General features: G+C 40.8%; 14 protein-coding genes. 5 read left to right on the top strand and 9 right to left on the bottom strand.

From position 1 onward, the window contains the following. The first annotated feature begins 239 nt into the window (after positions 1-239). Complete coding sequence (locus tag MKX52_RS17975) at positions 240-1,577, top strand: amino acid permease (protein ID WP_012011793.1); 1,338 nt, start codon at positions 240-242, stop codon at positions 1,575-1,577. A 31-nt stretch (positions 1,578-1,608) separates the two neighbouring features. Here the strand turns inward: MKX52_RS17975 and MKX52_RS17980 are convergent, their stop codons facing one another. The 8 genes from MKX52_RS17980 to MKX52_RS18015 all read right to left on the bottom strand — a co-directional run bounded on the left by MKX52_RS17980 (position 1,609) and on the right by MKX52_RS18015 (position 9,495). Then, positions 1,609-2,700: a DNA alkylation repair protein gene (locus tag MKX52_RS17980; RefSeq protein WP_342491176.1), complete on the bottom strand. Its 1,092-nt coding sequence runs from the start codon at positions 2,698-2,700 to the stop codon at positions 1,609-1,611. A 105-nt stretch (positions 2,701-2,805) separates the two neighbouring features. After that, positions 2,806-4,134, bottom strand: a complete 1,329-nt coding sequence (locus MKX52_RS17985; protein ID WP_088004045.1) for a GntP family permease — start codon at positions 4,132-4,134, stop codon at positions 2,806-2,808. A gap of 24 nt (positions 4,135-4,158) precedes the next feature. Then, a complete protein-coding gene (gntK, locus tag MKX52_RS17990; RefSeq protein ID WP_342491177.1) occupies positions 4,159-5,703 on the bottom strand; it encodes a gluconokinase in 1,545 nt (514 codons plus the stop codon). A 184-nt stretch (positions 5,704-5,887) separates the two neighbouring features. Beyond that, positions 5,888-6,745, bottom strand: coding sequence for a MurR/RpiR family transcriptional regulator (locus MKX52_RS17995; RefSeq protein WP_251184413.1), 858 nt, complete (start codon positions 6,743-6,745; stop codon positions 5,888-5,890). Between the two features lie 91 nt (positions 6,746-6,836). Further along, positions 6,837-7,772, bottom strand: coding sequence for a nucleoside hydrolase (locus tag MKX52_RS18000; RefSeq protein ID WP_342491178.1), 936 nt, complete (start codon positions 7,770-7,772; stop codon positions 6,837-6,839). A gap of 94 nt (positions 7,773-7,866) precedes the next feature. Next, positions 7,867-8,349 carry a DUF1433 domain-containing protein gene (locus MKX52_RS18005; RefSeq protein ID WP_342491179.1) on the bottom strand — a complete coding sequence of 161 codons (483 nt, stop codon included), beginning with the start codon at positions 8,347-8,349 and terminating at the stop codon, positions 7,867-7,869. 82 nt (positions 8,350-8,431) lie between these two features. After that, on the bottom strand, positions 8,432-8,914 hold the full coding sequence (locus MKX52_RS18010) for a DUF1433 domain-containing protein (protein ID WP_342491180.1): 483 nt from the start codon (positions 8,912-8,914) through the stop codon (positions 8,432-8,434). Between the two features lie 83 nt (positions 8,915-8,997). Further along, the gene (locus MKX52_RS18015; protein ID WP_012011801.1) at positions 8,998-9,495 is read right to left on the bottom strand and encodes a DUF1433 domain-containing protein; all 498 of its coding nucleotides are present in this window, start codon (positions 9,493-9,495) and stop codon (positions 8,998-9,000) included. A gap of 133 nt (positions 9,496-9,628) precedes the next feature. On the opposite strand from MKX52_RS18015, the gene MKX52_RS18020 reads away from it, so the two are divergent. The 3 genes from MKX52_RS18020 to MKX52_RS18030 all read left to right on the top strand — a co-directional run bounded on the left by MKX52_RS18020 (position 9,629) and on the right by MKX52_RS18030 (position 13,292). Continuing rightward, complete coding sequence (locus MKX52_RS18020; RefSeq protein WP_342491181.1) at positions 9,629-11,110, top strand: lipase; 1,482 nt, start codon at positions 9,629-9,631, stop codon at positions 11,108-11,110. A 12-nt stretch (positions 11,111-11,122) separates the two neighbouring features. Then, on the top strand, positions 11,123-11,533 hold the full coding sequence (locus MKX52_RS18025; protein WP_342491182.1) for a hypothetical protein: 411 nt from the start codon (positions 11,123-11,125) through the stop codon (positions 11,531-11,533). Positions 11,534-11,615: 82 nt separating this feature from the next. Beyond that, a complete protein-coding gene (locus MKX52_RS18030) occupies positions 11,616-13,292 on the top strand; it encodes a hypothetical protein (RefSeq protein ID WP_119125605.1) in 1,677 nt (558 codons plus the stop codon). Positions 13,293-13,307: 15 nt separating this feature from the next. Here the strand turns inward: MKX52_RS18030 and MKX52_RS18035 are convergent, their stop codons facing one another. Then, complete coding sequence (locus MKX52_RS18035) at positions 13,308-14,207, bottom strand: LysR family transcriptional regulator (protein WP_003214942.1); 900 nt, start codon at positions 14,205-14,207, stop codon at positions 13,308-13,310. A gap of 172 nt (positions 14,208-14,379) precedes the next feature. Between MKX52_RS18035 and MKX52_RS18040 the strand changes: the two genes are divergently transcribed. Beyond that, complete coding sequence (locus MKX52_RS18040) at positions 14,380-15,375, top strand: LacI family DNA-binding transcriptional regulator (RefSeq protein WP_342491183.1); 996 nt, start codon at positions 14,380-14,382, stop codon at positions 15,373-15,375. The last annotated feature ends 117 nt before the right edge of the window (positions 15,376-15,492 follow it).

Consider the following 15,492-nt stretch of genomic DNA (forward strand, 5'->3'; position numbering starts at 1 on the left):
TACAGAAGATATATCGACAAAAACTGAAAATTGTTTATGTCAGAATGAAGGCAAATGTTCATTTTTTCACGAAGTATCAGATTTTGGGGATAGGTCACGGAAAGGATTTATGGAAGAAAACGGTTCATTTGATAGAATCAACCGCCTCTTTTGTCTGAAAAATCTCTTTTTTTATATTGACAGTGACGTCCCGAAAAAAGAAAATGGAACATAAGCATTTTTTTAAAAAGGAGAACGTCATGAGCGCGAATCAGGAACAACAAGAATTAAAAAAGCTTTTATCACCGCGTCACATTCGCATGATTGCATTGGGCGGGGTCATTGGTACAGGAATCTTTAAAGGAAGTGCCGATACAATCGGTTTAGCAGGTCCTGGGGTCATCTTTTCCTATGTATTTGCCGGATTATTATTGCTCATCGTAATGGCAGCCTTAGCTGAAATGGCGATTGTCTATCCGGGAAATAACCTTCGCGACCTGATACAGATTGCGCTTGGTCAACGTTTTTCATTTGTTGTCGGCTGGGTTTACTGTTTCATGTGGCTCACTGTGTGTGTCATCGAGATTATTGCGGCAGGTAGCCTGCTTCAATACTGGTTACCGAACGTACCGCTATGGTCACTATGTTTACTCTGCTCACTATTAGTCATCGGAATTAACTTAAATAATGTAAAATACTTTGGTGAAATTGAGTTTTGGTTCGCTGGAATGAAGATTTTCGTTATTATTGTGTTTATTATTCTTGGTGCAGCTCTATTATTTGGGATCATTCCGAACGAACAAAGCACATCTGCACTCACCAACTATCAAAACTTCGTCCCGAACGGATGGGGTGCGATCTTCGCCTCTTTATTAGTCGTTATTTTCTCTTATGGAGGCTCTGAATTGATCGGGCTGACCATTACAGAAACAAAGGATGCCGAAAAGGTCTTGCCTGGTGTTGTTAAAAGTATGATGTGGCGTATTATCTTATTTTACACTTTGCCGATTTTGATCATCTGTGGACTCATTCCTTGGAATCAAATTGATCCAAATAACAGCCCATTTGTTCAAGTCTTTTCAGCAGCCGGTATGCAAGGCGCCTCTCACTTCATAAATTTTGTATTGATTACAGCCGTTCTATCGGCGGCGAATTCTGGCATTTATGGAACAACGAGAATGATGCATTCTCTCTCTAAATCAGATGGCGGTCCGAAAAAGCTGGCACAGGTTAACAAAAGAGGCGTGCCCATTTTGAGTTTATGGGTAACCGTTCTGTTTCTTCTCATCGGAACATTCTTTGCTTACTTATATCCAGAGCAAATTTTCAGTTATATGCTAGCTATTCCTGGTTTTGCTGTTTCACTCATTTGGATTAGCATTTGCATGGCACATCTGAAACTTCGTCCGAAATATCCACAGGAGCCGTATTTCAAGGTGTGGCTATTTCCGTATCTAACTTTATTTGCAGGTCTTGTATTAAGTGTGAGTTTTGTGATGTTTTTATTCAGACAAGAAAACTTGCCTAGCTCGATTATCAGCATCGGTTTCTTAATCGCAGCCATCATTGCTTCATTCTTAATGAAAAAGAAGGCTTAAACGCTAAAACCCGCCATTGAGGCGGGTTTTTTCATGAGTTGCTGTCTTCTGTTACTTCAAAATCAATCGATGCTTTTGGAATACCGTTGATGATGATTGTTAGTGTATGGGTTCCTTCATAATGTTTTCTCGTCGTCATATTTTGAAAAGATTGTGATCTGACGAATTCTCTATGTAACGTTGTGTCTGTTTCAAACTCTGTGATTTTAAATACTTTTTGATTGCGGGTCCCCCGAGCTTTGACATAGTCAATGGCATACTCTACACGCAGCTTTAACGGCTTATCGGCTTGTAGGGTAAAATGAAAAGTCATTTTCTCACCGATCTGAATAGGATCTTGTACGATCTTCAAATCCGTTACGTGAACGGATGGATCGTCCCCATAGCCAAACAACGCCATAATAGCTGGATCTCCTTTTTTGAGTAAAGTACGGGATGCATGTTTGACAATCCAGTTGGTATGTTCGTTGGTTCCATACCAGTTTTGAACCGTCTGCTTCATTAGATCTGGCTGAATTGCAGAAATATCATTTAAATGATTCGCTACACTTTTCTGCACATAACGAGACGGGTCTGCCTTCAAGTTTTCCAAAATGGGCAGCGTGACCGAGGGGTTCTTTTTAAGTGAAGGGACAGATAAGCCCCATGGCAGACGTGGTCTACACCCTTCACTAGCCAGCCTCCGTATATGCTCATTTTGATCCTGAGACCATACAAGCATTTGCGCCAGCATTTTGCCTTGATCTTGAATCAGAAATGGCCGAACAGCAAATTCAGAAGTGGAAAAGGGTGTGAAAAATTCGAGCGCTTTGATCGAGAGGTCCCAATGTGCAAGGCCGTACGTCTCGACGTAGTCTGGAAAGACGAGCGCACTAAGCCCTGAAAAATGCGGGGCTATCTGACGCAGTATCTCAATTGCCTTCTCATAATCTGCCGGCAGACAGGCATGCATCGATTCAGTGACTCGTCTCATCCGCCCTTTTAACTCAAGCTGCTCCCAATCCTCTTGAAGTACGAGCCGCTTGAATGGCTCAGCATCAAATTCAGACGAAACCTGCGCAAGTTTCTCAGCTAATTCTTGGATAAACAATTCATTGTACACATGTTTTAATGGTTCGATCATGTCCGCCTCCCACATTCTCAATATCATTATTTTACCCCAATCTGAAGAAAGTGGTATCACAACACGCAAAAACAGCCCAATTCCAAAGAACCAGGCTGTTGTTCGCTATATAAACATATTAATGATCATAATAAATGCAATAGCACTAACAGAAATGATCGTCTCCATAGCCGTCCATGTCAAAAACGTCTCTTTAATGGTCATACCAAAATACTCCTTGATCAGCCAAAAACCAGAGTCATTGACGTGAGATAAAATTAACGAACCTGCTCCTGTTGCTAACACAAGCAGTTCCCTGCTCACGTCCGGCATCGTTGCAGCAATTGGCGCTACAATACCTGCTGCTGTCATCATAGATACCGTCGCAGATCCTGTTGCCACCCGAATCACCGCAGCAATCAGCCAACTAAGCAAAATCGGTGAAATCGGCGAGTGTTTGGCTAAATCTGCAATATAATCACCGACACCTGAATCAATGAGCACATTATTGAAAGCTCCGCCTGCTCCAATGACAAGCAAGATGGAAGCGATTGGACCTAAGCACTCATTACTAAAGGAAAGCACCCTGTCACGGCTCATCCCTTGCACAAAGCCAAGACTGAAGAAAGAATAAACTGTTGCAATCAGCAGTGCTGTTATTGGATCTCCGATGTACTTGAATACTTGGAACCACATATTGCCCTCTGGTAAGATAATGTCCGCCAATGTGGCAAGAAGCATCAAAATCACCGGCACCAATATGGTAAACATCGTATTCGCAAAGCCTGGGAGTTTTCGATCCTCATTTCGTTCAGTGAATTGCTTTCTCAGCATCTCCGGAACGGGTTTATGTATCCGTTTTCCAATCCATTTACCATACAGCGGTCCAGCAATAATCGCTGTCGGCAATCCCACAATAATAGAGAAGAAAATGGTTTTCCCCACGTTGGCATGATAGATGCCAACGGCTGCCATTGCCGCTGGATGAGGCGGGACTAGCCCATGCACGACAGACAGGCCAGCGATTAACGAGATGCCAATGGTCACGAGCGAAATGCCTGTTTCAATGGCAATTGTAAAAAGTAAAGGAATGAGAAGAACGAAACCGACCTGAAAAAAGACAGGTATCCCCACGATAAAAGCAACAAACATCATTGCCCAATGTACATTTTTCGTTCCAAACCGGCCGATTAAAGTTTGAGCTATTCGTTCTGCTCCCCCTGATTCAGCCATCATTTTTCCAAGCATGGTACCAAGCGCTAGAACAATAGCCAGCAATGATAACGTATTGCCTAATCCCGTTTTAATTGATTGAATGATTTCCTGCAAATCCATCCCCGTCGCAAAGCCCACGAGCATCGAAGTAATAATTAAGCTCACAAACGGATTCAACTTAGCGACTGTAATGAGAATGAGTAAAAGGACAATCGCCGCAATCACGATGAATAAAAGCATGTTCTCCCACCTTTTCCCTGATGTTTAACGATTTTGTTTTAATTGCAGCGCGCTAATGACATCAAATTCATCCTTCAGTTTGTCGTAGAGGCGCTCATATAAATAAAACAGCTCTATGTAAGTTTCATTGTTTTTCATATTAGGTTCATGACGAGCAGAGATTCGAATCCACTCTTGAACCTCTTCTATCTCTTCCATATGACCTAAACTATAAAGTGCAAGGACAGCCGCCCCAAGTGCTGACGCTTCGTAACTTTCTGGAACTAGCACTTCTCTACCCATCGTATCCGCTAAAATTTGCCGCCATAGCGGAGATCGTGCAAACCCGCCCGAAGCTCTGACATCCTTTGCTGAACCGGTTAAATCTCTTAAGGCAACACCGATCGAGAAAACGCTCATAATGACGCCTTCTAACACAGCTCTAATAAAATGCTCCCGCTTATGCTGAAGGCCAATTCCAAAAAAGGTGCCTCTCGCATTTGGATTCCAATAAGGTGCACGCTCACCTGATAAAAATGGTAGAAACAGCAAACCCTCAGAACCAGCTGGAACCTTTTCCGCGATGTCCATCATCAGATCGTAAGGGTCCACCCCTAGACGCTTTGCTACCTCCACCTCTGACGACCCGAATTCATCCTTCAACCACCTTAGCATGATCCCGCCATTATTGGTCGGTCCTCCTACAACCCAATGCTTATCTGTCAGGGCATAGCAGAACGTTCTTGATTGCTCATCTGTGATTGGTTTGTCTACAACCGTACGGACCGCACCGCTTGTCCCAATCGTAACAGCCACCTCTCCTTGACCAATCGCACCCACACCTAAATTCGCTAGAACACCATCATTCGCACCAATGACAAATGGTGTATCTTCTCTAATGCCCATGCGCAGTGCAATCTCTGGCTGAAGTCCTCTCAGTTGATACTTTGTTGGAACAAGCTCAGATAGTTGACTCGCTTCAATTCCAGCAATACGAAGCGCCTTCTCATCCCATTGAAGCGTTTCCAATTGGAACAGTCCCGTTGCTGAAGCGATTGAATAATCGACGACATACTGACCGAAGAAATGATAAAGAATATATTCTTTGATCGAAATAAATTTTGCTGCCTTCTTGAAGACATCCGGTGCCATTTCTTTCATCCAACGTATTTTTGAAAGCGGTGACATTGGATGGATCGGTGTACCTGTCCTTTTATAAATGTGGAAGCCATCCATATCTGATTTGATTCGTTTCGCTTGTTCTGCACTTCTGTTATCAGCCCAAATGATACTGTTCGTTAACGTCTTCCCATCCTGATCCATCACAATTAAGGAATGCATCGCTGAACTTATCCCGATGCCTATCAGATTTTCTTTATCAAATGTTGCTTTCGTCAATGCACCTCTTACACTCGCAATGACGGCTTCTAATATCTTCTCAGGGTCCTGCTCAACCCATGCTGGCTGGGGCTGAATGAGCTCATAAGGAACTGAATGCTTCGCTAATACTTTCCCCTGAGGTCCAAACAGAACCGCCTTTGTACTTGTTGTTCCAATATCCAAACCAATTACCGCCTGGTTCCCCTTCATCTGTATCACGCCCAATCATTGATTTGAAGTCACATATGTAGTTTTAAATTGTCTGTTAAACCCCATTATAAAAATAATTTTTTCGACATTCAACGACTGAAAAGAAAATTATTTTCAGTAAAAAGCTCATAATCGTTACCACAACAGCATTTTTCATTATCAGAAAAATTTATTTTTGGAACCATTACACCCTTTTTTGTGAAATGGTTTCTCGCATTTGCTTTAAATTTGTTATGGTCTCCTGCTGCCTTAAGTGAGCAAGTGCAAAATATAGAACGTCAATGACCGTCAGCTGAGCAAGTCTTGCGGACATCGCTTCTGTTCGAAAAGCCGTTTCTTGCGTTGCTGTATACAACGTGACATCTGCAAGCTGGCTCAATGGAGAGCGTTGATAGCTTGTAATACCAATGGTTTTAGCTCCTTTGCCCTTTGCAGTTTTCATCGCATCGAGCAAATCTTTATTACGTCCAGAATGAGAAATACCGATCACTGTACTATGCTGATCAAGAAGACCAGCAGACATTGCTTGAAAGTGGGAATCTGTGTGGACAATACAGTTGATGCCAGTCCTCATAAATTTATGAAAAGCGTCAGTCGCAATGAGGCCAGACCCACCACTCCCATAAAACTCTAAGCGTTTTGCTTCATGAATGATTTGTATGGCCTTTTCTACATCCTCTGGATTCAACAATTGAAAGCTATCCTTTAATGCAGATATATTCGTCTGAAAAACCTTTTGCATAAAAACAGCCATATCATCATCAAGACTCATTTCTTCATCTACATAATTAGGCTTTGTTTGGTCTATTTCCTGGGCAATAGCAATCTTCAAATCTTGAAAGCCCTCAAATCCAAGCCTTTTACAAAGACGAAAAATCGTTGCCTCTGAGCTTGCAGTTTTTTTCGCAAGCTCGACAATAGACAAATGGATGATGTCGCGGGGCTCACTCGTAATATGCTCTGCAATTGCTTTGAGCTTTGGCGGCAATCCTCTGCTTGCTGCTCGTATTTTTTCAATACTACTTAAACTAACAGAAGCCAATTGACTTCACTCCTCCCTATTGATGTGAACGCATACATTTCCTCATGTTCCCATCTTATAAAAAAGAAGCCTGTTTGCACAGACTTCTTTTTTAAGCGTTCATTGTGTTGATCAATAAATCAAAGAAAGCGTCAGCATCTACATCCGTACATACTTGAACGTTGCGCTCTTTCTTCCATTGATGCTGAAAATCACAGATCATCTGTCCATCACAAAACTCACTCTTCGTCTCGACGTCCACATGAAAAGCCTGAGTGCTCACGAGTTGCTTGTCAATGGCGAGACTGACAGCAAGCGGATCATGCATGGCACACGCCCACACACCATTCCGCTCAAAGTAGCGCTGACGGTAAATGCTTGTGCTCTCTCTAATATAATGGGCTAACGTTTCATTCTGAATCGCATCGATTCTTTCATCCGTAAGCAAGACCTTTCTCGTGACATCTAATCCCACTTGAGTTAATGTAGGGAACCCTGCATCCAGCACTAGCTTTGCCGCTTCTGGGTCTGCATATGTATTAAATTCCGCTACCGGCGTGACATTCCCCTGACCCTGCACGACACCACCCATAAAAATGACTTCTTTCACATGATGAATCAGCTCAGGACACTTTTTCACTGCAAGGGCTAAATTCGTTAAAGGGCCTGTCAACACAAGCGTAACCTGCTTCGAATACTGCATCACTTGGTCGATGATAAAATCAGGCGCAAAACCAGCATCTGCGGTCTTCTTAGGCTCGACATCCTTTAAAGCACCGCCAATCCCATCCTCTCCGTGTACCCGATGTTCATAATGAGGCGCTCTTAAAAGAGGCGTTGCTGAACCTTTTATGACAGGAATATCATCTGCCTCAACCAGCTCAAGCACTTTACACGTATTCAATGTAGCCGCATTGACAGACACATTCCCACACACCGTTGTAATCCCCAACATATCAAACTGCTCACTTTTCACCGCCAGCAAAATCCCAATCGCATCATCGATTCCAGTATCTACATCTAAGATCAATTTCTTTTTATTTGCCATGATTGAAATCTCTCCCTTATTTGAAAGTGTTGTTAGGGGAATGATAGCATATGCTTGTTTCAACTATTTAGGGAACATTACCAGGTTGATCTTATTACTCTTTTTCTCCAATGTCTTTCAGATATTGTTCGCGTTCTTTTTCGGTGAAGCTTTTAAGATAATCCTCTTTAACTTTAGGTTCATCTTTATATTCATCCCAGTCTATAAAGCGATCTGATAAGTCAGGAGAATGACTCATCGAACCTATTTCATTAGATTTGTATATTAATGATGCAGAAAAATGATATTTATCAGGCTCATTATTTATATATCCATCAACTGTGACATAACCCATAGGGCTTATAGATACATTTTTTTTAAATGTGATGGTTTTGATAAAATTGTGAATATCTTCTTCATGTAAACGTTCTTCAATTTTTGGTTTCATCTTTTCTGCGAATTCTTCGGCCTTTTCTAGATCACTTTTCTCTTTCACTACTTCATCTGAAAAACCCTGATGAATGAACTCTACAACGAACATAGTTATTGAGATGACAGTGGCCACAATTATAATAGAAAATTTCAATGTATTTCTCATGAAAAGAAAAACTCCTTAATATACTTTTAATCTGTCTACCAATGAAATTGACAAAATAAAAACAGGGAGACAAGTCCCTGTTTTACTCTTTTTCGCCAATATCTTTCAGATATTGTTCGCGTTCCTTTTTGGGAAGACTTTTCAAGAAATTTTCTTTTAATTCCGGTTCACCTTTATATTTTTCCCAGTCCCTGAATCGAATTGATAACTCGTATGAATAACTCATTGAACCTATCTTTCTAGACCTATATTGTAGGGATGCTGAAAAATTGTACTTTACCGGCTCATCATTCACATACCCGTTAATAACAATATCCCCCATAGGATTAATAGTCACATCTTTTTTGAACGTAATAGATTTTATAAAGTTATGAATATCCATTTTATGTAAATATTCTTCGATTTTTGGTTTCATCTTCTCTGCAAGCTCTTCTTCTTTTTCTTGATCGCTTTTTTCTTGCACTACATCATCTGACAGACTCTGATTAATGTACTGTACAATAAACGCAGTTACTGAGATGATACCGACCACAATTATGATAGAAAACTTCATTGTATTTCTCATAAAAAGCAAAAACTCCTTAATAAACCTTTAATCAATCTATCTATGAAATTGGCAAAAATAAAAGCAGGTTGATGAGTACCTGCTTACTCTTTTTCTCCAATATCCTTAAGATACTGTTCACGTTCTTTTTCGGAAAGGCTATTTAGAAAATCTTCTTTCACTTGCGGATCAAAATCATCCCAATTCTCGAAACGGTCTGATAAGTCAGGATCATAGCTCATCGAATCTACTTTGTCAGATTCGTATCTTAGTAATGCTTCAAAACCAAATCTCTCAGGGTCATCATTGATATATCCTCTAATCATGATATGTCCCATCGGATTGATCGTGACTTGATTTTTAAACGTAATCTTTTTTATGAATCCATGAATATCTGACTCACGTAAATCCTCTTCAATTTTTGGCTTCATTTTCTTTGCATACTCTTCTGCCTTTTCTTGGTCGCTTTTCTCTTTTTGTTGCATACTGTTATTCCCTCCAGCATCATGGGATTGGTCTCGCTTATGTTGGATAATTAAAACGGCTGACATAATAATGATAATAAGGATAAAAACAAACAAACAAATTTTGAGGTATTTCATATTATAATATCCACCTTTTCAACTTCAAAATGTACCTCTAATCATAGTTAAATATTTTTAATTAAAATAGATATTTATCCCATAGTATATTATAATTTACATCATTGTTAATATTATTATAGGAGTGACTACTTTGTCTAAGTTAAGATCATATGCACTAACAGATGAGGATTATAATTTGATCTCTTCTAGATCTTATAGTATAGAAAGCTATAAAAAATCTAAAGCAATAAAAATTAGCAACGGTAGAAAAATGTATGTCGTTGATTATAAAGAAACAAAAAAAGGTCTAAATGCACTAACCCTTGTCTCAAGAGAAGATTATCGTATTTCTAACAAAGGCAAAGACCTCACCAAAATCAAAAACGCAGTCATCGCCTACCGCGGGTCAGAACCGATTGGCGCTGGCCAATATAAAGATACCATTAAAAAACATGGAAAAAAAGAGTCAGATGATCTTCTTTCTACCATTTTGACGAAGCTGCCTCCGTTTCGTCAGTCACAGACGTCAAAGGAAATCACGACGAAGGTGGCGACAGGGACAACGACCTATACAAATGAGGTTGTGCAAGATTGGCTGATATCAGATACAAAGTATTTGATTAAGAATATTCCCTTTGAACATGGTGCAGAGAATCAAATGGTTCAAGCGGATCGGTATGCGAAAGAAATACATAAGAAAATGCCAAATGCCAAAATGTATGTGACAGGGCATTCACTTGGCGGATCGAATGCGTCCTACGTTCTTGTTAAAAATGATTTTATTAAAGGCGGGGTCACCTTTGAGAATCCGAATATTTACCCCAATCTATCGGACGGCCTCCAAGCCAAAGCATTAAAAGGTGATTACCGTAGTAGATTAACAGAATATATCAATCTCAATGACGGGCTTTCTCTTTTAAATCGACATACGACAGAAATTGGTCGTGTGAAAGTGATGTATGATGCCGCTTTACCTGAAGGCGTCGATTACTCCGAGGACCCCTCCAAAGCCGTCCAATTTATGAAAAATCTCCTCAATCGGGCAATGAGCGTAAATCCTTCATTGGATGCAAATTTGTTTCTTGAAGCCATTGCTGGCAGCCATGGCTTAGATCGGTATGCCTTTTCATCAGATGGCTCCGTTGAAACCATTGATGATATGTTGAGAAAAAATCCTTCTCTCACTGCCGCCATGTTACATCAATTAAGTCAGTCGAATGTTCATTTGCAAAGTGTGGTGGCAATTTTAATCAAGTCCCATGTTCTCATGAACACAGGTCGTAAATTCTCGACATATGCCGAGCACCATATGCAGAAAATTATTCGCAAAATCGAGAAGCTCGATGACAAAGTGGATCAGTCTGTGGAACGGGTACGCTCGAGATACAAACAGATCGTTGGCTTTGGTTCCTATGATCAGCTGACGGCTTCTGATGTGGATGCCGTGATTCGTCATTTAAAAACGGAGGGACTTGAGAATGAGTTCTATTCCATCAAAGAGTATGATACAGCGATTGATAGTGCGATGAATATCAAAAGGTGGCTGGATTCAATATCAGATGATATGAGCCAGCTAGGGAAAGAATACCATGATGCAGATACAGCCCTAGCCAAGAATATGGGCATTTCATAAGGAGAACGAGGAATGGAATTTTCAAAGAAACAACCAACAGATGCAGACCGTTTTTTGCAACGAATGACAGATACGCATACATCAAGCTCCGTTTTTTCTCAAGCAAACTTTCACACTGAGGACATGACACCTGCAGAGCTGGCTGCTTTGAAAGCAAAGATCAAAGAAGAGCAGAAAACAGCGCTAATTAGAGCCATCCGGCATCAGCTTCAACTTGAATTTGCAGAAGACCGACAAGAAGCGGGAAAAATTTTAGATCTCATTGATGAACTTCAGAACAAAGTGTATAAACATCAGAAGCGTATTCATTCACATATGTCAGGACATGCCATTGACGCCTTAACAGAGAAAATCGAACAAAGACTTAAGTTTTACGAACTGAAAGAAGATGTTCAATCCGCCATCGACTCGATTGGCATTTAGCTGAACCTTCTGTTCGATGAATCTTTTCCCCGTCTCACTCGTATATACTAAAAGAGTGATTGATTTGAAAGGAGATCTGTTTGTGGGATATATTTTGTTATTTTCGGTTGTGATCGGTCTTATCTTGACCCTCTTGCTCACGCCGCTCAAGTTGATCGTTAGAAAAAAAGGGGCAGAACAGCAGGTTCCACTGATGTGGATTGCAGGCATTGCTTTACTGTTTATGGTCGGAATTTTTGTATTCTATTACATCACCAATTTGGATCGCAATCCTTCATCCCTCTGGTTGATTGGACTTGTTGTGACAGCAGCAGGCGCCTTTTTATCAGTTGGATTGGAGCGTAAGATTAAAGGCGTGCTGTTTCTTATTCTATTACTGCTCGGCATTTATATGGCGACAGCTTTTCTATTTAATGCGAATGAGAAATTTGATGTCTCCAAAATGGATCAAAAGGTCGAAATCAAAGCGTTTGATGAGACGGAAACACCTGCGAGTGTCCCGCCTCAATTTGCGCGAAACAAAATGAAGAAATCGTTCGGACAGGTTCCGAATACAAGCTACTATGAGCTTGGCAGTCTGCAAATCCAGAAGGTCAACGGTGAGTATGTATACATCGCCCCAGTGGAATTCTCGGATTTCTTTAAATGGATTCGTTCAGGGAGTACGCCTGGTTACTTTACATTAAGTGCGACCGACTCATCTGCCAATCCAAAGTTTGTGAAAACAGAGATGGTTTACACACCTTCCTCTTATTTCAACAAAGAAATTGAGCGGCATATTCGCCTTCAATACCCTGATTTGATTTTCTACGGCGATACACAGCTAGAGATCAATGATGATGGAAAGCCTTATTACATTCGCACGTATGGCGATTTCATCTCTGCTCGAAACGGCTTTAAAGCTTCCGGTGTAGTCGTTGTTGATGCCAAAACAGGAGCAACGAAGAAATATTCGCTAGATCAAGTACCTGCTTTTATTGATGGCGCGGTTTCACCAGAGGCCGTTAGTCTGCAAAATAGCTATTTCGGAAACTATATTCACGGGTTCTGGAACAGTATGTTTGGAAAGTCAGATGTGAAGCTGCCTTCAGATGAAGGAACAGAAGCCAATGTGAGTCCAGTATTTGATTCAAAAGGAGATATGTACTACTTCACAGATTTCACAAGTCCGAAAGAGGGCGTTGATTCGATGCTTGGATATGCCCTGACAAATGCCCGAACAGGAAAAGCGACTTATTATACCGGAAATCTTGAAGCGTCCTACATGGATTCTCAAGGCGCTCTGCAAATTATTGAGAAACGTTTCATCGAAAAGAAATGGAAAGGCCGCATGCCGATTCTGTATAATTTCTATGGAGAAGCCAGCTGGCTCACGCCGGTTCTCGATTCAAATGGCTTCCTGCAAAACTACTTTATCGTGTCTGCAGCCAATCCTGAAATCGCTGCATACGCTTCTACACCAAACGAAGCATTGAGAGCCTATAAGACAGCTCTGCAAAAAGGCGGCGGTACCGTTAACAGTTCCTCTAAGCAGGAAAAGAAAGAAACGACAGGGAAAGTCAAACGAGTGTATAAAGAAAAGACCGGCGATTATACAACCGTCACCTTCCTACTAGACGATGGAAAAAGCTACACCATGTCATCCGAAAAAGAACCTCTCGTCATTTATTTAAAAGAAGGCGACCAGGTTACCATGAAATACACAGATACAGGTGAAATCTTCCTTCCAGTTGATGAAATCAACATCAAAGGATTATAAAAAAAGACGTTTCTCCTACTGAGGAGAAGCGTCTTTTCTCTCTTTCCTTAACAATTCTACAAGCAATTCTTTATTTTTATTTCCCCCTGTCATGGGCGACTCGACATAAGAGAATTTTCGTTTAAAATCCATTCCTCTCACAGAAATAACAGCCAGTTCACCGCCAATGCTGCCTCGCTGGAGCACATATTTCGATAAAACAGAAAGCCCCATTCCATGAATCACAGCTTCTTTAATCGCTTGATTGCTGCTAAACGTCACAAACGTCCGTGCTTTCAGTCCATTTGATTTCAGAACGTGCTGTAAGTATTCTCCGGTGCCTGATCCTTCTTCTCTCGTGATCCATGTTTCGTTTTGCAATTGATCAATCGTGACATCCTTTTTCTTAGCAAAGGGATGATCTAATGGTGCAACGATATAAAGCTCGTCTTCTAGAAAAGTTTCTACTGTCAATTCTTTGTCATTCGTCTGTCCTTCGATTAAACCGATGTCGACATGGAATAAGCGGACGTGACTGGCGATCGCCTCTGTGTTATCAATGACCACCTCAATGTCCACATGCGGATAGAGCTGATGAAACTCTGCCAATATTTGCGGCAGCACGTACTCTCCAATCGTAAAACTCGCCCCGATTGTCAGCTTCCCTCTTGCTAGATGATGATGCTCATAAATATCCTGCTTCGCCTGTTCATATAAACGAATGATTTGTTTTGATCGATGGTACAGCATATCCCCAGTTGGTGTAACAGTTAATTGCTTTGGCGAACGATTCAGCAGAACGGTCTGGAATTCCTGCTCCAAGTTCTTAATATGAAGACTGACACTCGGCTGAGAAATTCGCAGCTTTTGGGCTGCCTTTGTAAAGTTTTTCTCTTCCACAACTGTCACAAATGTCTTCAGTGCATCGTAATACATCGGTCCCTCTCCTATCAGAAATCTTAATCCAAAACCTTTCATATATATATCTTACTAATTCCTCTCCAATGCGTAAAGAAGCGCTTAACTGAAAACAATTTAATAAAAATATTTACTAATTTTTTTAAAGACTCTATACTAGAAGGAGATATTTTCTATAGGAGGTGCTGATTTGGCAGCTAAAATAAAAGACATTGCTGAAAAAGCTGGATTATCCATTGCGACTGTATCTCGCGTACTGAACCAAGATCCTAACCTATCTGTCACGGATCAAACACGTGAGAAAGTATACGCCGCCGCTGAAGCTTTGTCCTATCAAAAGAAAACATTCAAACATTCATTAAAAAAAATCGCCTTTCTCTATTGGATGACCGAAAAGGAAGAGCTTGAAGATATTTATTTTAAATCCATTCGTCTAGGCATCGAGGATCTTACGAATACTCGGAGTTTAAATGTCACCGCTTACAATCCTTCTGATGGGCTTCACTCCATTGATCCTTCTACAGAAGGGATCATCGCCATCGGCCGATTTAAAAAGTCAGAGCTTGATCAATTATATGCGATCACCCAACATATCGTTTTTATTGATACGTCACCAGATGAAGATCGTTTTGATTCAGTAAAGCCAAACCTGAAAAGAATTGTTGAAAAGATCATCGATTCTTTTATTGAAAAGGAACACACATCCATTGGATTCATTGGCGGCACAGACTTAGACCTGAATACGAATATGCATATTCCTGATATTCGCGAAACAACCTTCCGTGATTATATGAAGGCTCACAATGTTCTTGATGAGCGATTGGTCTATGTCGGTCACCATTTCTCAGTGGATGAAGGTTATGCGCTGATGATGAAGGCGATTGATGAGCTTGGCGATGACTTGCCATCCGCATTCTGTGTCGCTAGTGACCCTCTTGCCATCGGCTGTTTACAAGCATTAAACGAACGGGGATTTCCTCTTCCGAACCGCGTGAGCGTCTTTAGTATCAACGATATTCATGTGTCTCAATATGTGTCACCACCGCTCACCACGTATCATATCCACACGTCTTTGCTTTGTGAAACAGCAATCGATTTACTGTTAGAAAGACTTGTAGACGGCAGAACATTACCGAAAACTGTACTGATTGCCTCAGAACCAGTCTTTCGAAAAAGTACGATATAAACAACTGGAAGCCCCGTCCAATGTCGAGGGCTTCTTTTCTTTATATGAGTAAAAAATTTTACTTAATAAATTTAATAAAATATGTTTACTTTTTTTACTTAAGTTGATATTCTCACA

It is taken from the genome of Bacillus sp. FSL R5-0422, assembly GCF_038610765.1.
GTDB classification, from domain to species: domain Bacteria; phylum Bacillota; class Bacilli; order Bacillales; family Bacillaceae; genus Bacillus; species Bacillus pumilus_O.